General features: G+C 41.8%; 23 protein-coding genes. 9 read left to right on the top strand and 14 right to left on the bottom strand.

From position 1 onward, the window contains the following. Window positions 1-104 precede the first annotated feature (104 nt). Complete coding sequence (locus D4T97_RS03870) at window positions 105-1,022, bottom strand: proline dehydrogenase family protein (RefSeq protein WP_126047798.1); 918 nt, start codon at window positions 1,020-1,022, stop codon at window positions 105-107. Window positions 1,023-1,161: 139 nt separating this feature from the next. Here D4T97_RS03870 and D4T97_RS03865 point away from each other — a divergent pair, with 139 nt between their 5' ends. Together D4T97_RS03865 and D4T97_RS03860 are read left to right on the top strand one after the other, a co-directional pair. Further along, on the top strand, window positions 1,162-1,440 hold the full coding sequence (locus tag D4T97_RS03865; RefSeq protein WP_126047796.1) for a hypothetical protein: 279 nt from the start codon (window positions 1,162-1,164) through the stop codon (window positions 1,438-1,440). Window positions 1,441-1,780: 340 nt separating this feature from the next. Then, entirely contained in the window at window positions 1,781-2,125 is a 345-nt protein-coding gene (locus D4T97_RS03860) for a spore coat protein (RefSeq protein WP_126047794.1), read from the top strand. 251 nt (window positions 2,126-2,376) lie between these two features. On the opposite strand, the gene D4T97_RS21055 is transcribed toward D4T97_RS03860, so the two are convergent. From D4T97_RS21055 to D4T97_RS03840, 5 genes are all read right to left on the bottom strand, one after another. Next, window positions 2,377-3,096: a nuclease-related domain-containing protein gene (locus D4T97_RS21055; protein ID WP_408021588.1), complete on the bottom strand. Its 720-nt coding sequence runs from the start codon at window positions 3,094-3,096 to the stop codon at window positions 2,377-2,379. A gap of 55 nt (window positions 3,097-3,151) precedes the next feature. Continuing rightward, window positions 3,152-3,283 (bottom strand): hypothetical protein, encoded by a 132-nt coding sequence (locus D4T97_RS20880; RefSeq protein ID WP_268920390.1) that lies wholly within the window; start codon window positions 3,281-3,283, stop codon window positions 3,152-3,154. A gap of 313 nt (window positions 3,284-3,596) precedes the next feature. Beyond that, complete coding sequence (locus D4T97_RS03850) at window positions 3,597-4,997, bottom strand: sodium:solute symporter (RefSeq protein ID WP_126047790.1); 1,401 nt, start codon at window positions 4,995-4,997, stop codon at window positions 3,597-3,599. 157 nt (window positions 4,998-5,154) lie between these two features. After that, window positions 5,155-6,114 carry an agmatinase gene (speB, locus tag D4T97_RS03845; protein ID WP_126047788.1) on the bottom strand — a complete coding sequence of 320 codons (960 nt, stop codon included), beginning with the start codon at window positions 6,112-6,114 and terminating at the stop codon, window positions 5,155-5,157. A 32-nt stretch (window positions 6,115-6,146) separates the two neighbouring features. Further along, window positions 6,147-7,094: a D-2-hydroxyacid dehydrogenase gene (locus tag D4T97_RS03840; protein ID WP_126047786.1), complete on the bottom strand. Its 948-nt coding sequence runs from the start codon at window positions 7,092-7,094 to the stop codon at window positions 6,147-6,149. A 155-nt stretch (window positions 7,095-7,249) separates the two neighbouring features. Here D4T97_RS03840 and D4T97_RS03835 point away from each other — a divergent pair, with 155 nt between their 5' ends. After that, window positions 7,250-8,137 carry a LysR family transcriptional regulator gene (locus D4T97_RS03835; protein WP_126047784.1) on the top strand — a complete coding sequence of 296 codons (888 nt, stop codon included), beginning with the start codon at window positions 7,250-7,252 and terminating at the stop codon, window positions 8,135-8,137. Window positions 8,138-8,272: 135 nt separating this feature from the next. Here D4T97_RS03835 and speB (D4T97_RS03830) read toward each other — a convergent pair whose 3' ends face one another. The 7 genes from speB (D4T97_RS03830) to D4T97_RS03800 all read right to left on the bottom strand — a co-directional run bounded on the left by speB (D4T97_RS03830) (window position 8,273) and on the right by D4T97_RS03800 (window position 16,057). Continuing rightward, window positions 8,273-9,271, bottom strand: a complete 999-nt coding sequence (gene speB, locus D4T97_RS03830; protein WP_126047782.1) for an agmatinase — start codon at window positions 9,269-9,271, stop codon at window positions 8,273-8,275. Window positions 9,272-9,295: 24 nt separating this feature from the next. After that, window positions 9,296-9,943 carry a cyclase family protein gene (locus tag D4T97_RS03825; protein ID WP_126047780.1) on the bottom strand — a complete coding sequence of 216 codons (648 nt, stop codon included), beginning with the start codon at window positions 9,941-9,943 and terminating at the stop codon, window positions 9,296-9,298. Beyond that, window positions 9,933-10,739, bottom strand: a complete 807-nt coding sequence (locus D4T97_RS03820; protein ID WP_126047778.1) for a carbon-nitrogen hydrolase family protein — start codon at window positions 10,737-10,739, stop codon at window positions 9,933-9,935. The genes D4T97_RS03825 and D4T97_RS03820 overlap by 11 nt, the downstream gene beginning before the upstream one ends. Further along, window positions 10,736-12,094 (bottom strand): purine-cytosine permease family protein, encoded by a 1,359-nt coding sequence (locus D4T97_RS03815; RefSeq protein ID WP_126047776.1) that lies wholly within the window; start codon window positions 12,092-12,094, stop codon window positions 10,736-10,738. The genes D4T97_RS03820 and D4T97_RS03815 overlap by 4 nt, the downstream gene beginning before the upstream one ends. 382 nt (window positions 12,095-12,476) lie before the next feature. Further along, entirely contained in the window at window positions 12,477-13,655 is a 1,179-nt protein-coding gene (locus D4T97_RS03810; protein ID WP_126047774.1) for an FtsW/RodA/SpoVE family cell cycle protein, read from the bottom strand. A 278-nt stretch (window positions 13,656-13,933) separates the two neighbouring features. Further along, window positions 13,934-14,533 carry a spore coat protein gene (locus tag D4T97_RS03805; protein ID WP_126047772.1) on the bottom strand — a complete coding sequence of 200 codons (600 nt, stop codon included), beginning with the start codon at window positions 14,531-14,533 and terminating at the stop codon, window positions 13,934-13,936. Window positions 14,534-14,626: 93 nt separating this feature from the next. Then, window positions 14,627-16,057, bottom strand: coding sequence for a phospholipase D family protein (locus D4T97_RS03800; protein WP_126047770.1), 1,431 nt, complete (start codon window positions 16,055-16,057; stop codon window positions 14,627-14,629). A 166-nt stretch (window positions 16,058-16,223) separates the two neighbouring features. On the opposite strand from D4T97_RS03800, the gene D4T97_RS03795 reads away from it, so the two are divergent. Then, window positions 16,224-16,373, top strand: a complete 150-nt coding sequence (locus D4T97_RS03795; protein WP_126047768.1) for a lmo0937 family membrane protein — start codon at window positions 16,224-16,226, stop codon at window positions 16,371-16,373. A 305-nt stretch (window positions 16,374-16,678) separates the two neighbouring features. Here D4T97_RS03795 and D4T97_RS03790 read toward each other — a convergent pair whose 3' ends face one another. Continuing rightward, window positions 16,679-17,125 carry a GNAT family N-acetyltransferase gene (locus tag D4T97_RS03790; RefSeq protein WP_126047766.1) on the bottom strand — a complete coding sequence of 149 codons (447 nt, stop codon included), beginning with the start codon at window positions 17,123-17,125 and terminating at the stop codon, window positions 16,679-16,681. A 103-nt stretch (window positions 17,126-17,228) separates the two neighbouring features. On the opposite strand from D4T97_RS03790, the gene D4T97_RS03785 reads away from it, so the two are divergent. The 5 genes from D4T97_RS03785 (at window position 17,229) to D4T97_RS03765 (ending at window position 22,950) form a co-directional block, all read left to right on the top strand. After that, complete coding sequence (locus D4T97_RS03785) at window positions 17,229-17,375, top strand: lmo0937 family membrane protein (protein WP_126047764.1); 147 nt, start codon at window positions 17,229-17,231, stop codon at window positions 17,373-17,375. A 296-nt stretch (window positions 17,376-17,671) separates the two neighbouring features. Further along, window positions 17,672-18,655, top strand: a complete 984-nt coding sequence (locus D4T97_RS03780) for an ABC transporter ATP-binding protein (RefSeq protein WP_126047761.1) — start codon at window positions 17,672-17,674, stop codon at window positions 18,653-18,655. After that, complete coding sequence (locus D4T97_RS03775; protein WP_126047759.1) at window positions 18,652-19,671, top strand: ABC transporter ATP-binding protein; 1,020 nt, start codon at window positions 18,652-18,654, stop codon at window positions 19,669-19,671. The genes D4T97_RS03780 and D4T97_RS03775 overlap by 4 nt, the downstream gene beginning before the upstream one ends. 553 nt (window positions 19,672-20,224) lie before the next feature. Then, a complete protein-coding gene (locus tag D4T97_RS03770) occupies window positions 20,225-21,886 on the top strand; it encodes a peptide-binding protein (protein WP_126048081.1) in 1,662 nt (553 codons plus the stop codon). A gap of 113 nt (window positions 21,887-21,999) precedes the next feature. Then, window positions 22,000-22,950: an ABC transporter permease gene (locus D4T97_RS03765; protein WP_126047757.1), complete on the top strand. Its 951-nt coding sequence runs from the start codon at window positions 22,000-22,002 to the stop codon at window positions 22,948-22,950. Window positions 22,951-22,983: the final 33 nt, after the last annotated feature.

Raw genomic sequence — 22,983 nt, 5'->3', positions numbered from 1 at the left:
ACTATTAATATAACGGAATTGTAAAATTTGCGCAATGATTTCTAATTAAAAATTCAAAAAATATCATTAAGTTATGCAGCCTGACTGTAGAAACAGGCTGCCACTCAGTTCTTGAATATTCCTTTTAAAACAAAGGTGACATTCGCCGGCCGCTCAGCAAGCCTTCGCATGAAGTAACCGTACCAATCGGTTCCGTACGGGATATAGACCCGCATCGTATAGCCTTCTTTTGCCAACTCCAGCTGACGCTCGCTCCGAATGCCGTACAACATTTGAAACTCAAACTGATCATTCGGAATCTCGTGTTCTTTCACAAATTGCTTGGTGAATTCAATAATCGCGTCGTCATGTGTGGCTACAGCCGTATAATGCCCATGTAAAAGATGCATTTGAATGATTTTCTTATAATTATCATCAACATCTGATTTATCAGGAAATGCCACTTCCGGGGATTCCTTATATGCTCCTTTGACGAGCCTTAGATTGGGGGCATATTCATCCAGATCTTTCATATCCTCCTGTGTCCGGAAAAGATACGCTTGGATGACAGTTCCGATATTGTCATACTCAAGCCTGAGCTGTTTGAAAATCTGGAGTGTTTTTTCACACCGTTCATAATCTTCCATATCAATGGTGACAAACACATTGTAGTTTTTTGCTGCTTCCATGATCCTCTTCATATTGGCCATGACAATCTCATCTGAAATATCCATGCCCATCGACGTCAGCTTCAGCGACAGTTGCGAAACAAGTTTTTCCCTTCCAATCGCTTCGATTGCCGTGATGCAATTGTCTGCCATATGATCCGCTTCCTTTTTGTTGTCAACAAATTCTCCCAGGTAATCAATTGTCACTTTCAATCCTCTATTATTTAAATCTTTAATGACCGCAACCGCTTCCTCGATTGTTTCGCCTGCAACAAATTTTGCAGCTCCGAACCGGAGGCCGTATCTTTTTGCCGACCTAGTAAGGAATTTATTTTTTGATAAGAACAAAAAGAAATTGCGCATTACATTTTCCATGACATTATGCTCCCCCTTGATGTAACCGCTTACTAACATCATATCATTTTTCACTTTTTTTGTTTAGCATCAGTATTTATATGAATAAAATTCCTGCGGGCACACAAGCTATTTTTGTAAAGTTCAAGGAGGGAAGGACATGCAAAACCAGCAAATGAACCCGCAACAAACGCCAAATCAGCAACAGCCGGGCATGCAGCAACCACCGCACGTCATTACAACAAAAGACCTCTCTTATATAAATGATATGATGGCGTGGAACCTGCTGGCAATGAAAAAAGCTCATTTTTTTGCAGGGCAGTGTCAAGACCAGGAAGTTAAAATGGAAATTGAAAAGTGCGGACAAATGCATCAGCGCCATTATGAGATGTTGCTTGCCCATTTACAGGAAAAACAGCAGAACAACCAAATCATGTGATAGAAGAAAAGCGGAAGGCGCGCAGCCTTAGAGCGACAAGCACAAGATGAATTTTGATGAGGGAGCTTTTCAGTCACCACAGCAAAGCTGCTTACTTAATTACATCGTGAGAAACATCTCTGAATATGCTTCACGCGGCTTTGCGACGAGCTCAACAAGGCTTCCTCGAATAAGCTATAGCGCAGGAGCACATTCATCCTGAATAGGCTTCCTTGCAGCTTGTGACCTCGAGCCGATGGCGCCTGGCCGTCGGAGCTCGACATTACGTACCCTTTATTTAAAGCGATAATTCGGTAAAATTTTATACTTTCTTTAACTTTGAAAGGAGATTCTCTTTTCCATGAACAACCAAAATCAACCAGGGCAAATCAAAAACCCGTCCACGCAAGTACCAAAGACGCCGCAGATGAACGACCGCGATTTCATCAATGACATGCTTGCAACGGAAAAGTACATGACAAGCAGCTACGCGGTTGCACTTCATGAAGCAAGCCACCAGCATCTTTATGATGATCTGCTTACCATTTTCAATGAAACGCAGCATGCACAGCGGAGCCTGTTTGAACACATGTTCAAAAGCGGCTGGTATAAAATGGAGGCTGAAAGTGAGCAGAAAATCCAGCAATCATACAAGCAACACGCCGGGTATTCCAATCAATTCCCGTATGGAGGCGGAGTTCAGTGAAAGTTGAAAAAGCAGGCCCTGACCGGTCTGCTTTTTAACGTTTCAGCCTAGTAATTGTAAATTTTTAGGCTGAATTGCGTGAATCTCTGCCGGGATTGCACGAATCTATGTTGGGATTGCACGAATGTAACCCGAGATTGCACGAACTAAGCTGATAATTGCACAAGTTTAACCCAGGATCGCACGATTGCTTTTTCAAAGAAAATATACTCTGTCTTTCGTCTTCCCCGTATGACGAAGATTCATTGATTTTAAAATATTGGTCGCAATTGTCCGGGCATTGTCAAGGAGAAGAAATTCGCGAAGAATTTCGTTTGTAAGCACATTGCCCAAAAGTAATTTATAATCTGAATCGAATAAATATGAGCATCTGCAGAGGCAAACCTACAAACACGGCATAACCATTTTCCGTGTCCCCGTTGCATAGGTATGGCAAAACATTTTGGACAATGTACGCCTCTAATCAATTCATTTGGATGGATGCCAAAATACTCGAGTACATTGTAGTTAAGTGGAGTATCTTTTTTCTTTAACAAATTTCCCAGCCTGACTAAATCTTTAGGTGTAATTACATCTATTGGATATTTATCCTCAAAGGATTTTATTTGAAACGGAAGATTGATGCTGTGGGTGATATATTTGAAATGTGAGGAATTACCTGTTGTCTCTATAATAGTGGATTGATTGCTGATCACAATGAGAGGCTCGATGGGAACATCGGGGAAATAATGGGCTTTCAGCCATTTCTTTAATTGCAGTTTCTGCCTCCTTATTTGTGGAATAGGATCTTCCAGCGATCTTTTTTTCCCGTCTGTAACTTGTATAAGTTGATGATACTGATTGTCAAATTGGATTACGCCCTTATAATTCTTCACGTCAATCAAAGTAATAAAAGGAGAAGATAATATAACATTGTCAAGTTGGAAATAATTTGACCCGAAATGATTCAGCAGTCTTAAGTCATGGAGTATATGATATCGATTGTCTTCCAGAAAACTTAAGTGATAATCGATTGAATGCTCGCCTCTATGGTCCAGCCTTCCTCCTATTCAAATCCTCCAAAACAGCAAGTTTTCGCAAATCCGTCTTTGAAAGCCTTCGATTTAGGGCCTCAAGCTTCCGGATTAAGATTGGAACGGTTTTCTTTTTTACAATCATGTTCACAACTCCTTAATGGTGGCTTAACATAGGCTTCTATATATTTCTTAAAAATCCTTCATAGAAAAAAAGCAGACCTTGATGATCTGCTTTTTTACGTTTAAGCCCATTATTGTAAAACTTTAGGTTGGATTGCACGAATGTAACCCGGGATTGCACGAACCAAGTCAATAATTGCACGATTCGAGGAAGGAATTGCCCACAATAGATTGTTAATTGCACGATTTCACTTTTATAGATTTCCCAATTACTTTTTTAATTGGGTTCCGTCCGGAATTGCACAATTTTCATCAAAATTGTACACCTCGAAAAACTACCCAACCTTTACATCCATTTCACCTTTATCTTTTTTAGTCGGATAAAGAGACAGCAGTATTATTGAAATTAGGCTCACAACCAAACCGTAAACGATTGGTTCAGTTGCAGTAATTCCCTGAATTCCCAATCCAGCAAGGATTACAGCTGCACTTAAAATGATAGAGTAAAAAGCAGCTCGGGCATTGACTTTCTTCGTAAACAGTCCGAAAATGACCGGGAAGAATAAGGCACCTGACAACACTGCATATGCCACATCTAAAGCCACTAGTATATCTTGAATCCAAATGGCACATATGATCGAAAATATTCCAATTCCTACAGTTGTCAAGCGGGAAATCCGGATGAAGTTTTTATCACTTATATCCGGTTTGAAGAATCGCCTGACAACATCGTTAGATATGAGAGTCGAACAGGCAATGATTGTTCCGGATGCTGTTGACATGATTGCGGCTGCAACACTCGCCAAAACGAGACCCAAGATACCTGGAGGCAAGGAGATCATAGCCATCTCGGCAAAAACGTTTTGAGTATCTTCGATATTTGGCAGCATAACAAAAGCACACATCCCGATGATGGCCAATACAATTGCGTAGGCATAGGCGTAGAGTCCAGCCGCCACTGTACCGTATTTAGATACTTTTGGTGTTTTTGCGGTGAACAGCCGCTGCCAAATGTCCTGACCAACCATCAGTCCAAGTGTAAACAGGATAAAATATTGAAAGATACGGTCTCCGCCGATATTGCCCATATCAAAATATCCGGAAGGCAGGTTAGTATTTAAAGCGCTAAAGCCACCAACCTTGGAAAGACTAAGCGGAAGCATGAGAAAGAAAACCCCCACAGTCATCACGACAAACTGGACAATATCCGTCATCGTGACGGACCACATTCCTCCAAGTGTCGTATATAAAAAGACAATCCCTCCGCCGATGATTATGCAAAGTGCCAAGTTCCACCCTAGCCATACATTCAGCAATGAACCGATACCGATCATTTGAACGACCGTCAACATCAATGTATAAATAGCAGCAACGATTGCACTAACCAGTCTTGTCTCTTTACTATAGCGCTTTTCGAGCATTTCGCTGATTGTCAGCACTTTGAATTGGGATATTTTCTTTGTTAAAAATAATCCCAGAATGACTACACCCGTACCAATCGCAACAACCATCCAAATTCCCGAAATTCCGAATTCATAACCCAGTCTGGCTGTCCCCATTGTCGAGGCCCCGCCAAGTATGACAGCGGCCAAACAGCCGAGATACATGAAAAAGTTCAAATTTCTGCCAGCCACCATATACTCCTCTGCGTTCGTGGCCCGTCTCGCTCCATAAATCCCAACTCCAGCAATCACTGCAAAATAAAGAATAATAATGACTATATCAATTGCTCCCATAATAATCCCCCTTTTCACCTTTAAAAGTAATCGTTTTCAATAGAGTTTTTATAAAATATAGCATCGCTTCTGGCCGATTAAAAATCGCTGTTTCTTATCGAATAAATAGCCCGCTTCTATCGTTTGGAGAAGCCCGGCTTCGTGCCGGGCCTTTCAACTACATATTCGTTACTGCTGCTTTTTTATTCAATGCGGCCAAACACATCATTTCAAACATGACATTCGCTGCCAGTGCAGATGTAATCTCGCCATGATCATAGGCAGGAAGGACTTCCACCACATCAAACCCGATAAATGAAATATCCGTCAATTGCCGCAAAATTTGAAACGCTTCCCGCGGATAAACACCATTAACCTCAGGCGTTCCTGTTCCTGGAGCAAAAGCCGGGTCAATGAAGTCCACGTCAAAAGAAAGAAATACGCGTTGGCCCTGGACTCTATTTTTTATTGCTGAAATAAGTGAAGGTATCCCCATTTCCACCAATTCATCTGTTGTGATCACTTCAAATCCTAATTCTCTTGATTCATCATATTCATCCAGGCTATTGACAGGCCCTCGCATCCCTACTTGAATGGAACGAGTTGGATCAATTAACCCTTCCTCCACTGCCCGCCTAAAAGGAGTGCCATGGGTATATTTTTGTCCAAAATAGCTATCAACCGTATCAGTATGGGCATCAAAATGAAGCAGTGAAACAGGCCCGTAAGTTTGAGCTGCCGCCCGCAGTTCACCGAGTGTAATCGAATGGTCCCCACCCATGACAATAGGTACGATTCCTTTTTGATACATCGGTGCAAGAACATCAACCATATTCTTATATGTTTCCTGGATAAATCCTGGAACAACAGGAACATCACCGTAATCCACTGCTGAAATATAGTCAAATATGTTTATTTTATGATAATCGGAGGCACAGCGTACGAGAGATGAGAAATTACGGATCGCCTGCGGCCCAAGCCTTGCTCCTGTCCGGAATGTTTGTCCCGTGTCAAATGGAACACCAACGACTGCTACATCCACATCATCCAATGTTTTAACGTGAGGCAGTCTCATATAGGTACTGATTCCGCTGAAACGCGGTTGTGAAAATGTAGGATCTTGTTTATATTTAACCATGTCTTTTCCTCTTTTCTTCTGATTTAACCTATCTATAAAGTGACTTTGTTTATCATGTCATCAAATTTTTTCATTTGAAAATGTTGATAATTTTCAAGGAATAATTTGATTGCCCGATTCATATACATATCCGTCCTGGCAGAAGCATGCGGGGTAACCAGTACGTTTTCCATTGACCAAAAAGGGTGCGCTGCCTCAAGCGGCTCATTATTAAATACGTCTAAGGCTGCACCACCGATTTTTCCCGTTTTCAGTGCTTTTACTAAATCCTCTTCAATGACTATGTCTCCTCTGCCCACATTTATAAAAATCACTTGATCTTTCATTAAGCCAATGATTTCTTTGTCTATTAAGTTAGTTGTTTCCTCCGTGGATGGAAGTACACAGCATATATAATCACATTGCGGAACCGCTTCTTTTAATTGTTCTATTTTATAAATTCGATCAAACTCTGCAGGTCGGCGTCCGCTGCGATTCACACCAATGACATTCATGCCAAATGCTTTCGCCTTTTTGGCGATACCGCTTCCAATTGAACCGGTTCCAAGAACGCCTAAAGTTTTGCCATGAATTTCGAACATGCCCATAGTGTATGACCAATTCATTTCATCTTGCAGTTTACGAAACTCTGTATTTCTTTTTGCAAAATGCAAAATCGCATAGAGGACATATTCGCTAATCGGAATAGCATGAATTCCTTTGGAAGAGGTAACAAGAATATCCTTGTCCTTGATCACACTTTTCGGCAGTTGTTCTGTTCCGCTGCTCAACACATGAATCCATTTTAAGTTAGGAAGCTGTTTCAGTTCTTCAGGATTAATCTCATCATCAAAATTTCCGTACGTTAAAAGATATTGCGCTTCATATTTTTCAGTGGATTCGAGCATCGGGAGCTTTTTTCGAACAACTTTACACCCCGTTTCTTCCATCACCCTATTTTGCAATTCTTTGGATATATCAGCAGTTGTACAAACAATCACCCGATGACCCCCTTCTTTTTAAAATTAGCATAGGAATTTCTCGTTGAGAAATTGATAAAATCTATCGTATGCATAGTATCTTTCGATACTTCAGCATGTGAATCTTGGCAAATATGATAAAATGATATAAAGAGACGAATACAGGAGTGGGATCGATGGAATTAAGGAACTTAAAAACGTTCCAAGTTGTGGCAGAGTGCCTGAACTTTACAAAAGCGGCAGAAAAACTGAATTTTACACAGCCGACGGTTACGGCACAAATTCAGTCGCTAGAAAGGGAACTGAATCAATTATTGTTCTTTCGAGTTGGCAGAAAAAACCATTTGACTCCCGCAGGCAAACTGTTGAAAAAATACACTGATGAACTTTTTCATATCGTTGACGAAATGGAAGCTGCATTTTTGGAGCTTGAAAAACCACATGGCTACCTTAAAGTTGCGGCTCCTGAATTTTATTGCACCAACTATTTCCCTATGGTCATTTCGGAATTTTTAAAGACCTTTCCTGATGTTCATATTAATTTAACGTCATGCAATAGTGACGAAGTGTTAAAAGGTGTTGAAAACAATACTTACGATTTGGGCGTCGTTGCCGGAGAAGTTTCGAAAAGCGGTATAAACAACATCATCCTGGATGAAGAAGAGCTTTTGCTCGTTATCTCGAAAGATATATTTGATTCAGAACGAATTAATCACATATTAAATACATTTCCCTTTATTAGGTATAGAGTCGGGATTATCCTTCAATCAATGATTAATCAATATATGCAGCATGCCAATTTTTCACCCAGAAAAGTTATAGAAATCGGTAGTGAAGAGGCTATTAAGCGGGCTGTATTAAACGGTACTGGCTATGGTTTGCTTTCCAGCAACCTAATAAAAAGAGAGATCCAAAGTGGCGAACTCATACCTATTGAATTGACGGATCAAAAGATAGGCCTTAAAACTTCTCTTATTTATTTAAAGAAAAATGAAGAGAAGGATGTACTTAAATCATTCAGCGATGTGATCGAATCATTATGGACAAAATCGGATATAGAATAAAACTCAACAATGCATCAGCATTGTTGAGTTTTTATTTACCAAGTACCATATTAATCTTCTTAATTCCCTGAAAAACTTCCAACCTTTATTGCCAGATTGATAACTTCAGCGAAGACTTACTTTAATCATTCGTTGCTATACATCTTTAATTGCCTCAAATTGTAATAACAGCCTTTTTCTTTCCTCCATTTGCCGTCTTTTTTTCAGCGCAACCAGTGTAATCATTTCATAGATAACTGCCGAAGCCAGCACGGCCGTAATTTCGTTGGCATCATAAGCTGGGAGCACTTCCACTAGGTCAAAACCGACAACGTCCAGTCCGTCCAACCCGCGGACGTATTCCAACGCCTCATAGCTTGTCGGCCCTCCGACCTCAGGCGTTCCTGTCCCCGGTGCGAACGCCGGATCAACAAAGTCGATGTCGTATGTGACAAACACCGGGCGATCTTTTACGCGGTCATGAATTCTTCTCATGACTTCGTCAAAACCGATTTGGCGAATTTCCTTCATCGTAATTACCTCGAATCCAAGATCCCTTGCATCTTCAATGTCTCCCGGTCCGTAAAGCGGACCTCTCATGCCAACCTGGATTGAATGCTCCATATCCAGCAGCCCTTCTTCAGCTGCCCGCCTGAACGGGGTGCCGTGCATATATTTCTCTCCGTAGTAATGCTCCCATGTATCGCCATGTGAATCGAAATGAACAAGTGCAATCTTTCCGTATTTCTTATGGAAGGCGCGCAAATTCCCCAATGTGATAGAGTGGTCCCCTCCCATGATGACAGGGATGACGTTTTTCTCGAGAAGCGGCGTCAAGCCTTCAACTATGCTGTCATATGTCCGGAGTGCATTTCCCGGGATGACGTTGATATCCCCGTAGTCAACCCCTGAGCAATATTCAAATATGTCGATGTCCATATCCGGATTGTACGGACGGAGCAATACGGAAAAATCACGGATATGCTGAGGACCCAAACGCTGCCCGGTCCGGTTGGATGCTGCTGTATCAAAAGGTACGCCGAGAACGGCAAAATCTATATCATCAGTCGTTCTGACCTGTTCCAACCTCATGAAAGTCCTGTTCCCTACAAAGCGGGGAGATTGTGATGAATCTTTCGGTTTGTACTTTGGCATTATTAAAACCCTCCCGATGTATATTTATATTTCCATCGCAACAGCCCTTACAGGCGAGCCATCCCCGTTTGCAACTTTTAAAGGAAGTGCGATAATCAGCGGTTTGTTAAAGGTGATTTGATCAAAGTTAGTAAAATTTTCTCCGATGATTCCATTAACAACAGTAATGGCTTCATGCGCAGGAAACTGCTCTCCGTTAGGCGGGTCAATATTCAACGCATCTATAAAAAACGTTCGGACACCAAGTTCAAGCATTTTGACAATGACCTCAATATCCACGTAAGGGTGGTTGAAGTATTCCTCTTCCTCCAAATACTTAGTCCAGCCTGTATGGAATAAAACGACTTTTCCTGGACCCAGCTTATCGAAATACGGGGCTGCATCTTCAACCGTGATTGCCTCTCCGCTTTTTTTATTAGTCGCAGGAATCAACACACCTTCTCCTATAAAACTCTCCAACGGAAGCCGATCAATCGTTTTTCCCTCTTTCCTAAAATGGAAAGGGGCATCCACATGGGTTCCCGTATGTGAGCCTATATCTAAGTGTGAAGTATTATAACCATGCTTTTCTATAGTCGTAGCAGGACGCACATTCGGTTCCGGATCACCCGGAAAAATCGGAATGTTATTGTCCAATGGCAAGGTCAAATCTACTATTCTTTTAAATTCCACAGCTCTCTTTCCTCCATTGAATCTTATATAAATCTCTTCGTTCATCTGAACGCATCGAATAAAAATTTTCTTTAAGCTCTTGCCGTTTTTCTATATCTATTTCTGCTGTAACATCCCCGGTTTGTGAGCTAATCACTTCTCCATCCGGTCCAAAAATGGCGGATCTTCCAAAAAATTGGATATCTCCTTTCCCGCCGGTATAATTGCAAGTCGCCAAATAGACCGTATTATCCATCGCCCTAGCAGATGCCATACGATGATACGGAGCCTCATACGGACTTTCCCATGCACTTGGTGCTAGAATCACATCTGCTCCTTGTTTTTCCAGCAGGCGAGCCAGCTCCGGAAATGCCATATCCCAGCAGATCATCATACCGATTGTTCCCAGCTCAGTTTTTACAGTGACAAGTCTATCGCCTGCCGAAAATAAATGTTTTTCCAGAGGCGTCAAATGTATTTTCTGATAGGTGTCCAAAAGCTCACCCTGAGGACTAATCAAATTCATAGAATTAAATATCTTGTCGTCCTTCTTTTCAATAAAACCGTAACCTATATACAGTTTATATTTTTTTGCCAACACGGACAGGAAGCTAAAAGCATTTCCATCCGCCGGCTCGGCTTTACTCCTTACATGCTCTTCTGAAAAGATATATCCGGCAGCCGCGGCTTCCGGGAACAAAATAAGCTTTGTTTCCGGTTCCTTTTGCATACAGGCCGTTATGTGTGATTCCATTAATTCCAAATTGCCTTCGCCGTTAAAATCATCTTGCACAACAGCCAATTTCCACTTTGTCATGCTATTTTTTCACCTTCCACATTTTCTACTGCACTAGAGCGCATCATTTTTGCAAGAACAGTATAAAGAATTCCTGCTACAAAGAACGTCAACACGGTAGACCCAATAGACAGCGGGCTGACATATGTGAAGAAAAGCGCAAAAGCAGCACTTAACACATAGGCAATATATGCAGCCGGATGAACACCTTTTACATAGCGGTACAAACCTTTCTTATCAAGGGCGATATCTTCTTCATCATAGCGCCTCTTTTTTACAAGGTAGAAATCCGCCAGGACAATAGCAAAAATCGGTATATATAAAGTTGCGATAAAAAGTACGAAGTCAAAGAAATGCGTCATCAGCCTTTCCTTCAACAATGCCCCTGAAATTGTAATGACACCTAATACGAGTGCTGTTTTCCAAAAAGAAGCTTTCGGGAATACATTCAAAAACGACATATTCGCACTGTACAACGCCATCGCATTTGTCGATACGACCGAAAGAAAAACAACAATTGCCGCAATCAAACCAAATCCATGGGCTGCAAGCAAAACAACAGGATCATATGTCTGCTCCATTCCAAGCGCCAGACTGAAGCCGCCGACAGCTGCTCCAAGACCGAATGCTACCATCGATGCCAGTACATATCCCAAATAAGTGGCAATCATTCCGCCCGTTTCCGACTTGGCACTCCGGTTATAGTCGCAAACCGATGACATCCAAGAAAAAGCGGTTGCAATAACGATGTCGAAAGCGATAATAAATGTTATTTCAGGATTTTTAGATAATTGCAATTGGATTAGAGAATGAACATCATATGCGGTGAACAATTTATAAAAAACCATGAATGACAAAGTTAACATCGCGGTTGAAATAAACCGTTGGGCTGTATCGATACCGCGAATTCCGTAAATCGTAATAAAAACAACAAGACCCTGGGTTAAAATCGTAAACAAATTAACATTGCTGTACCCCGTCAAATAGTTAAATGCGTAATCGAAACTTAAACCTGCCATATAAGCCTGAATCCAGCTCCAGCCAACAAGTATGATTGTATTAGCTGCTGCTGGAAGCAAAGCGCCTTTCTGTCCAAAGGCGGCCCGGGTGATTACCATCGTCGGAAGCCCTGTCGTCGTTCCAATCCTTCCCATGAGCGCAATTGGAATAGCGCCAATTGCGGACCCTAGGAAAATCACTTTTAATGCATCAAAAAACGAAATATCCGGCAAGAAAAGCATCCCTGTTAAAATTGTTGTAATAACAAAGTTAGCCGCTACCCAAATTGAAAAAATGCCAAAAAAACCTACAGAACGCTGCTGCATTGACAGCGGGCGTATATTATCGTTGCCAAGCACAGCTTGCAAACGCGCCATGTCATTTCCCCCTTTTTTTCTTTTTTATTTTTTCTATATTTTTATAATATTCAATGCAAGAAGCATGCCATAAAGAAAAACACAAACGCCTGTCCATCCACGTACAGACTGTTCAGAAATGCGGAAGCCGGCAGTTTAGGGGCGACAAGCGGTGGCCGCCTTAAAGCACCACGGCTTGTGCATTGGCAGGCTCAGGACGCGACTTCCTGTCTGTCGAAGCTAGGCAAAGAATTTTTCAATTGGATATCTATTCTTTCTCTTCTAAAAGGTTTATTTTATTTGTTTTGAACCACTTCTGCATTATATTGACATATATCGATGCGAAAGTGAATTTTAATTTGTTAGTGCATCAAAAAAAAGTCGCCCCTTAACAGGGGCGACTTTACTCGTCATTAGATGAAAACATATATTTTCTATAATGGTACCGTACAGACATGATTATCCCGATAGCCAACATATTAGAGAGGAGCGAGCTTCCTCCGTAGCTGATAAAAGGAAGCGGAATTCCGGTAATCGGTAAAAGACCGATGGTCATGCCGATATTTTGGAACACGTGAAATGCGATCATCGAAATGACACCGACACAAATATAGGAATAAAATGGATTCTTAGTGTCCAGACCCACTCTCGTAATCTGATAAATCAGCAGGAAAAAGAGACTTATAACGATACTTCCACCGATAAAACCAAACTCTTCCCCAAGGGTACTGAAAATAAAGTCCGAATGGCTCTCCGGCATGTACACTTCCCTGTTGCCGAACCCTTTCCCACTCGTCATTCCTGAGCCAATCGCAAGGAGGGACTTCACAAGCTGGAAGCCTTCGTTTGATTGATATGTATATGGGTCAAGCCAGGAATAGATCCGTTTGAATTGATATTGCTTAACACCAAGGAACTTTAAATACTGCGGCATTTTAATCGCAATATAGAGAACCGTTCCTCCAAGCAGGGAAACACTTGCAAATATCGGAACAAGCAGTTTCCAAGTGACCCCGGAAACCAGGACCACGCCCAGGAATATCGCTAAAAAGACGAGTGACGTTCCAAGGTCAGGCTGTTTTAAAATGAATGCTACCGGAACTGCTGTTGTCAATCCCAGCTTCATCAGTAACCAAAAATCTGTTTTTGTTGTTTTATGGATGAATTTCACATGGTGATCAGTAGCAAGTCTCGCCAGTACCAAGATGGTAAATACCTTCATGAATTCTGAAGGCTGAATGGCTCCCGCTCCGGGTATGAAGAACCAGCTTTGTGCCCCGTTCACTCTTCTTGTAAATGCAATATTATCTGGTGAAAGAAATAGAATAATAAGCATGACAAGGCCAGCACCATATAGATACCAAGAAATTTTTCTCATTTGTTCAGAATCAAGTTGCATAACAAAAGCTGCGACAACCGAGCCAATCGTATACCACATGACCTGCTGCAGGACGAAGTTTGTTTTATATTGCCCTGTTGTTTGGGCGCTAAAGATAATGATAAGGCTTGCTATCATCATCAACATCAAAGTGAGAATTATTCCGTAATCAATTTTAGGGATTTGCTTTTTCTGTGAGGTCATTCAAATTTCTCCTCTTTAATCAAAAAATAACACTCTAACCATCTTAACATTATACTGAATGATGCGTGATTTAAAAAGGAACAAATTATGTCTATTCTTAAGAATACGGACTATCGGAGAAGCGAATGACCACCGCATGCGACAAAGGAACGTGGTACTGGCACAATAATTTGACGGGGTGCAATAGTTCAGAGTTATGATTCCGCCCCACTTTTTACCGTAAGTCATATGACAAAATGTAAAAGAAGACAGTCCGCTTTATGGACTGTCTTAACCAATTACTGTAAAAAAGATTGTGGATTAGCCTGTTGTCCCCCAAATAATGGAGGCTGCGGGACAATTTGATACATGCTGCTTACCATTTGAATATCTTGCTGTGGTGCAGGGGAAAGTGGATAATACCCCTTTTGAGCCATATACTGCCAAACCTCGTAAGAATGCCTACTGCTGTTTAGAAAGGCATTTTCAAGAAATGTCCTTAGCTCCGGATTGGCGCATTCCAGTACGGCTGACGCATAATTTTTTGCCGCCGCCTTTTGGTTAAGCAGATAGGCCAAAGCAATTTCACGGTCAGTGTGGGTTGTCGCATCAGTTCTTGGGGCTGATGCACTGACTATTTGTGGCGGGGCCGTATAATTGTCAAGCTTCTTTGTTAAGTCATCCGGCTGGAACTTCGTTATGTCCGGTGTCGAGACACTCTGTACAAAATCCACCTTCAAATTATAGTCCGCAATATGCTTGGGATAATGCCTTTCCAGCATCGATTTTAGCTCAGGATCCTGCGCCTGATTGATAAACGACCCCATACAGGTAACCGTATTATAACAGCTGGCGATCAATTCACTAAGATCACGAAATTCATGGGCTGCCAGTTGCATCGTCTTTTCACCTCCATCTGTCTGCTCTTATTGTTGTTTAATCCTCTGGTTTTATTCGAAAAAAACACCTCATAAAAATGAAGTGTTCTATGTTTAAAACGTAGTGAAGCTGAATACTTTTTGTAAAAAATAAACTACCTGCTGTCCGAAGGTCAACGGACTTAAGCTTTCTTTTACATCGACAGTAAATTGCCCACCTTCGTTTCTCCATTGCCTTTGAAAAAAGTTGTCCAAATCTATAACAAGTGGAGAATTTAAAGGCGCTTCTATATACACATTCGTTTCCAAATTGTAATTATCCAAATTTCTTGCAGTGTAGTTGGTCGAACCGCCTGTAATAAGGACCTTATTCTTTTTCTTAATGTAGAGTAGTTTTGAATGATACTGTTCCTGTCCAGTATTATACCAGCGGATTTTTATTCTTCCTTCTGTTTTTTCCTCAAGTTCCAGAGCAACAGGCTTATTTGGGAGTCCGGTTTTCTTCGACCCAAAAGCATTTTCGTTGGGATCCATGATGATTCTAACTTTTACCCCGCGGCCGTCAGCATCAAGCAGAGCATCAATGATTTTTCGTTCGGCAAGGTAAAACATGGAAAGCCATAGTTCGTCTCCCTTTTCGGCCGACTTGATGGAAGTGAGGGTTTTGTCAAGCACCTTCCCTTCCGTTATAAGTTGTACCTTATGATCTCCCGATGAATTTTCATTGCCATGGTACACTGGAAGCTTTTCTCCCCCTGCAAGATTGACCGCAGCCTGTTCGGACTCAAGCAAATTCTTGACAAACGGCCCGTCAATCTGGAATCCGATATTCGAGTGAAGAGCACTGGCGTCGTGAGGATTTCCCGATAAGACGAGAGAAGTTTTATCAGTCGCCACAGTCTTCCGATGATTAGCTTTGATATTTAACATCTTCAAATAAGATCTGGCTGTCATTTTTGGTGCAGTATCAGCCATGGCATTAGGAATTGTTCCATTTCCTTTTTGGCCCAGCCACTGGAAAAACATTCTCCAAACAGCTGAGTACAGAGGATTCGAGTCCCTAAGCGGATCCACATCAGTGATCAGTACATCAATCCCATTCTTCTTCAGCATTTCAAATTGCCAGTTTTTATGAGAGCCATATGATGTATTGATTTCATCTGTTATAAGAACAATCTTAATATCAGGATTTTCTTTTTTCTTGGCAATCAATTTTTTCGTCAAGGTGGAACTCAACGGAGGAAATTTCTGGTCTTGATCGTAATAATCGTTATATAAGAAGAAATCCATGACAACGAACTCCTCCGCTTCATCAATCGCTTCAAAAACAGCTTTGAACATATGCTGGTCAGTTTTTTGGCGCTCTCCACTTTTATATGTTAAGTCATATAAAAAGGTAATCGATTCCGCCGACACATGATGAACCTTTCCTTCATACGGAATTCCTTCTGGTAAGGGCTTCGTCGTTTCATAATAGATGATTGAAAAAAGCACACATAAAAAAAGGGCCACAATACTGAACAACCATCTATTTTTATTCCTCATACTTTGCCCCCTTAGTGAACAACTTAGATACCAACTACTTTCCCCGTATCATTTTTACAAAACCTCAAGAAGCAAACTTCATTTACCATCAACAGATTTGTTTGAATGGCCTTTCGTCGGGTAAATATAAAACAAGCAAGTATCTTATTGAAAGGAAGTGAATTGAATGCTCTGGACAATCATTGGAATATTACTTGTGCTTTGGATACTTGGCCTTGTTGCTAAAGTCGGCGGTGCACTCATTCATATTTTGCTTGTTGCAGCTGTCATTATCTTCATCGTCAACTTGGTGACAGGTAGAAATAAAGCTGGATAACTAGAAGGACCTGTTAAAAACCTCCCCAAAAAAACCAGACGGAAAACATTATGTTTTTCCGTCTGGTTTTTTACTTATGGTACCTCTTAAAAGGTGTCTTGGCAGGTATATTGGCATGCAACTGGCTCATTCGTTACCGAGGAAGCATCAATGACACGAGTACGGTAACGAAACTAGCTTATTTGTTACCCTGAGAGCACATGTAGCAGGAATTCGGGCACGAATCTGATTGGCAACCTGTTATTTGGCCAACATAAACCTATAATCATAAAATATTTTTTAGTCCGCCTTCTTTTGGAGGCGGTCTATTTCACTTCCAATATCATATCGGCATGAGGGATACCTTCGTCCAAATACACTTCCGAAACCGCTGTAAATCCGAATGAAGCGTAAAATGGGAGTAAATATTCCTGAGCCTGTAGCTTTACAACTTTCTCCTTTAGTTCTGTACGAATAAAATCGAGTGCTCTAGTCACCAATTCAGTTGCCAATCCATTCCCCCTATACGGTTCCTTCACCAACACCCTTCCAACTGACAACTCTTTGTAGGCCGTACCAGGAAATAATATCCGAGCATATGCGATAATCTCATTTTGATTGCTTGCATACAAATGGTACGATGCTTGATCAAAGCCATCAAGCTCCCTGTATATACATTTTTGTTCCACGACAAAAACATCCACACGCTCCTGCAATATGCTGTATAACTCGCCTGTTGTCAATTCATCAAACGTTTTTACCATCCACTCCATTTTCAGACATCCCTCTTCTTTTTTATGAAATTATAGCATTTTTAATGGACATTTATGTTTAACTTTACATCTTTTGGGGTATTTACAATGCGGAGGGATTGACATGATTTGGATGATTATGGGTGTTTTACTGGTGTTATGGTTAATCGGAGCCATCACCAATTTAGCAGGAGGAATCATACATATTCTTTTACTTACTGCGGTTATTTTGTTTTTAGTCCAATTTATCTTAAACAGAAGAAGTATCTAGTAGAGGACCTCATGTTTTTCGAGGTCTTTTTTCTGTTGACGTTTTATGTATAAGATAGGATAGAGTTTTATTAAAAATATCATTTTTTTGTTTAAAATAGCATACTCTAATATGAGTGAACACTACTTATATCCCACGGCCTCCATCTACAGTCCTAGGAATAGACCATATTACTCATGTTTTTTCAATTGAAAAATTGATATAGTTATAGTTAACTTACATAAAGTAGACTAGTTTGCAGTTACAATTACCTGAATACCGCAAATATTTTTACAGCAAAGGATGGTGGCCTGAAATTGACTGCATTGCTGGATGTAAAAAATCTAAAAACTCATTTCTTTTCAAATAAAAAAGTGATTCCCGCAGTGGATGGTGTCGACATTAAAATTAATAAGGGAGAAACCGTTGCACTTGTCGGTGAATCCGGTTCGGGAAAAAGCATCACATCCCTCTCCATCATGAGACTTGTACCAAGTCCTCCAGGGGAAATCGTTGAGGGGCAAATTCTCTTTGACGGAGCCGACTTGGCAGCGCTTCCAGAAGAGGAGATGTATCATATCCGCGGAAATGATATATCTATGATATTCCAGGAACCGATGACCTCTTTGAACCCCGTTTTGACAATCGGCGAGCAAATTTCGGAGGTTTTAATCTACCATAAGAAACTTTCAAAAAGGGAAGCTGACAAAAAAGCTATCGATCTGTTAAAAATGGTTGGCTTTTCCCGTGCCGAAGAAATGCTCAATGAATATCCTCACAGGCTATCGGGCGGAATGCGGCAACGCGTCATGATTGCTATTGCCATGAGCTGTAATCCGAAGCTGCTTATTGCCGATGAGCCGACAACTGCACTGGATGTAACAATCCAGGCTCAAATTCTTGATTTGATGAAAGATTTGAGCAAGCAGTTTAATACCTCCATATTATTAATCACCCATGATCTTGGGGTCGTTTCCGAAATTGCAGATAGGGTTCTTGTCATGTACTGTGGACAAGTTGTGGAAGAAGCTTCTGTTGATGACTTGTTTAACGAACCCTTGCATCCTTATACAGTGGGTCTTATGGATTCAATACCATCCATTGATGCCGATGCCGAAAGGCTTATACCTATCGAAGGCACTGTCCCCTCTCCTGAGCATTATCCAAAAGGGTGCCGCTTTGCCTCCCGCTGTCCTCATGCATTTGACCGCTGCCTGCAAGAGGTTCCAAGTTTGTTGGCAGTCGGAAAGTCACGGTCAGTAAGGTGCTTTTTGTATGACAAAGGAGAGGGTAAAGCATGACCACAACCTTAGAAGCACAGAAAAGGGCGCTTATTAATCAAACTGATTATATGCTTGAAGCTGTCAATATGGCCAAACATTTCCCTATCAAAACCGGCATTTTCCAAAGGACTACCGGACAAATCAAGGCGGTGGACGGCATCTCCCTGTATGTAAAAAAAGGAGAGACACTTGGAATTGTCGGAGAATCAGGCTGCGGAAAATCAACGGCCGGAAGAACATTCATCCGCTTATATGAACCGACGGAAGGCAAAGTACTTTTTAAAGGGCGGGACATTTCGCGTCTATCCGAAAGTGAACTTAGCCGCACGGTCCGAAAGAATATTCAAATGATTTTTCAGGATCCCTACGCGTCAATGAATCCAAGGAAGACATTGAAGTCGATATTAAACGAACCTTTAATTACCCATAAATTGTATGATCGAAAAGGCAGGGATGAAAAAATAGCGGAGCTATTGAACCGTGTCGGCTTCAACCCTTCCTTCATCAACCGGTATCCGCATGAGTTCTCAGGAGGCCAGCGCCAGCGGATCGGAATAGCACGCGCCTTGGCTCTTAACCCTGAATTGATCATTGCTGACGAGGCTGTATCCGCATTGGATGTATCTATTCAGGCCCAGATCATCAATTTAATGGAGGATTTACAGGATGAATTTGGGCTTACTTATATTTTCATTTCACATGATTTAAGCGTCGTGCGCCATATAAGCGATCGGGTCGCCGTCATGTATCTTGGAAAAGTCATGGAATTTGCCAGAAAAAAAGACTTATATGAAGACCCTCTTCATCCTTATACAACTGCTTTGCTTTCGGCAGTTCCTGTTCCGAGAAAGCGTGGCATACAGCAGCGCGAAAGGATTGTTTTGAAAGGTGATGTGCCGAGTCCGGCCAATCCGCCTTCCGGTTGCGTTTTTCATACCCGGTGTCCGGCAGCAATGGATATTTGCCGAAAAGTCACTCCTGACTTTCAAGAGGTGAAAAAAGAGCACTATGTCGCCTGTCACTTATATCAATAAGGAAAAGCGCAAAGCCTAGCCTTGGGGGACAAGCAACAAGGGGAATTTTGATGAGGGAGTTCCTCAGCCACCAAAGCTACTGATCCCAATTACTCGTGAGAATCATCACCGAATTTGCTTCATGGGGCTTTGCAACGAGGGAAAACATGAGCTTCCCTGAATCCACTATGCCGATGGAGCACACTCATCCCGAGTAAGCTTCCTTGTGACTTGTGTCCTTAAGCCGATGGCATCTGGCAGCCTTGGGGTGCAACATCCTCGAAAAAGCTGACGCTTTTCCTTCGTGGATGTAACACTGCCGAAGCTTTCCTTGACCGTCACTTCGCTGGCACTAGCGTGGTCTGCGCGTTGCCGCCTTAGAGCGAGACATCCTGTACGTTGGTGGAACTAGTACTCCTGTACGTCAGAGCTAGACACAAATCATAATTTGGAGAAAATATTTGATTTTAAGCTTTCTTATCTGTTGAAAATAGATGAAAATACTTGAAAGGGGTGATTCATGAACAGATTGGCGTTAAGTTCATTTGAATTCCGAAAAATTTTTAGAGGGGGCATGACAATGAGGAAACCGGCTTGGTTATTTCTGAGCATGATGCTCGTCCTTTCGCTGTTTTTAGCTGCGTGCAGCGGCGGAGATAAAACAGCTACGGACGGAAAAAAACAAGAAGACGATGATAAAGTGTCCGAGAATACAGAACCGGTGGATGGTGGCGATCTGATCATGGGGTATTCCGGATCACCTACTCTTTTTAACTCGCTGTACTCCGATGATCAAATAAGCGCAGATGTTGAAGATTTGATTTTTGAGGGCCTTGTCGGCTCCAATAAAGAAGACTTCACTCCCAACACAGATGAGCTCGCCGAAAGTGTCGATGAATCTGAGGATGGACTAACGTATACAGTCAAATTGAGGGAAGGCATCAAATTCCACGATGGAGAAGATTTGACTGCCGATGATGTAGTTTTCACATACAATATTCCACTCAATAAAGATTATGACGGAATTAGTAAGTCTTATTTCGAAGCCTTGGAAAGCGTTGAAAAAGTCGATGACTTGACAGTGAAGTTCAACATGAAAAGGGTGGACGCCCAGTTCCACACTGTCGGCCTGAGTTTCAAAATTTTACCTGAGCATATATTAAAAGACGTTCCTGTCAGTGAACTCGGAGAGCATGAATTCAATACAAAAAATCCGATCGGGTCAGGTCCATTCAAGTTTGTTGAATGGAAGGACGGCGAATATTTAAAAGTTGAAGCGTTCGAAGAATATTATCAGGGCCGCCCGCATTTAGATACAATTACATTAAAGTTTGTACCTGACGCCAATGCCATGCTGACGCAGCTTCAAAACCGTGATATTGATTTCTGGGCCGGCGTTCCGCCGTCCGATATTGAAACGGTTAAATCTTTCCAGGATAATATCGGTATCAAAATCGAAGAAGGATTGGCCCTACAATATAATTACCTTGCCGGTAATTTGAGAAATGACTTGTTCAAAGACAAGGAAGTACGTCAGGCAATCACTCATGCGATTGACCGTGAGACAATTATTAATGAAATTGTGGAAGGACATGGAGAAGTGGCGCATACTCCTGAAAGTCCTCTAAGCTGGGCATACAATGAAGATGTTCCTCATTTTGATTATGACCCTGAAAAGGCAAAGAAAATGCTTGCTGAAGCAGGTTGGAAACCAGGTAGTGACGGAATTCTTGAAAAAGACGGCAAAAAATTCTCATTCGAAATAAAGACAAACCAAGGTAATAAAGCAAGGGAAGATATCGTCGTGCTGCTGCAGGAGCAGCTAAAGGAAGTCGGTATTGAAGCGAAGCCTAAAGTTGTTGAATTCAGTTCACTTGTCGCTGATTTAGACCCTGGAGTCTGGAACTTTGACGCAATTGTGCTGGGCTGGTCACTCGGGACTGATCCCGATCCAAGCGGCATCTACCATACGAAGGAAATTGAAAATGGGCTGAACTTTAACGGATACTCAAACCCTGACCTTGATAAACTGATGGACCAGCAGCTTCAAGAGAAGGATCAAGAAAAACGGAAAGAATTGATAGGCCAGATCCAAGCAGGACTTGCCGAAGACCAGCCGTATACTTTCCTATACTACCCAATTGAATTCCGAGCCATGCCTACAGAATTGGAAGGTTATGAATTCCATGCAAAAAATGTGATGTACAAGCCTCATCAATGGTGGTTAAACAAATAAAGGAATTCTCAAAGATATGGGAAATGGGTGCCCCATTCCCATATCTTTATATGTTTTTCTATTCTGAACGCATTCTGCACTTTATAACATATACAGCGGAAGGAGCAGGACGAATGATTTCATATATTATTCGGCGGGTCCTCATGGCAATACCATTGTTGCTCGGGATCACTATTCTTTCATTTGCCATTATTAAAGCCGCCCCCGGGGGCCCTACATCTTTGTTAATGGACCCAAACACAAAGCCTGGGGACAGGGCAAAATTCGAAGAAAAATACGGACTAAATGATCCAGTCCATGTTCAGTATGGGAAATGGCTGGGGAATATGGTCAAGGGAGACTTCGGTACATCCCTGATCCGGAGAGGTGTGCCAGTCAGTGAAATGATTTTGAACAGGCTTCCGAATACCTTGTTGCTTATGGTAACCTCCACAATATTAGCTTTCCTCATTGCTGTACCGCTCGGTATTTTTTCCGCTATGAGACCATATACAAAGCTGGACTATACAGTCACTGTCGGTTCTTTTCTTGGCGTAGCCACCCCCAACTTTTGGCTTGGTATCATGTTAATTATTTTTTTCGGGGTGCAGCTTGGGTGGTTCCCTACCGGCGGGGTCGCAACACTGAATGCCCCATTCAGCATATGGGACAGACTTCACCACTTGATCTTGCCCGCATTTGTATTGGCTGCAGCAGATATGGCTGCCTTAACTCGCTATACGCGTTCAAGCATGATGGAGGTTCTGCAGCAGGACTATATCCGAACAGCCAAATCGAAGGGGTTTAAAGAACGGACAGTCGTTTTAAAACATGGATTACGCAACGGATTGATTCCCATTATTACAATGTTCGGCCTCATGCTTCCAAATTTTATCGGAGGAGCAGCTATCACAGAACTGGTTTTCAGCTGGCCAGGCATAGGCAGATTGTTCATTGAATCGGCCTTTACCCGTGATTATCCAGTGATCATGGCATTAACGGTTTTGACAGCCATATTTGTTGTGATAGGAAATTTATTGGCGGATATCCTATATGCAATTTTTGATCCGCGGATTGAGTATTAGGGGGGGTAAATTTGGCACAAACGAACTATGAAC

Source organism: Siminovitchia acidinfaciens, assembly GCF_003605385.1.
Classification (GTDB): domain Bacteria; phylum Bacillota; class Bacilli; order Bacillales; family Bacillaceae_C; genus Siminovitchia; species Siminovitchia acidinfaciens.
The sequence above is the reverse complement of the archived record's forward strand: the minus strand, read 5'-3'. Positions and strand labels throughout refer to the sequence as shown.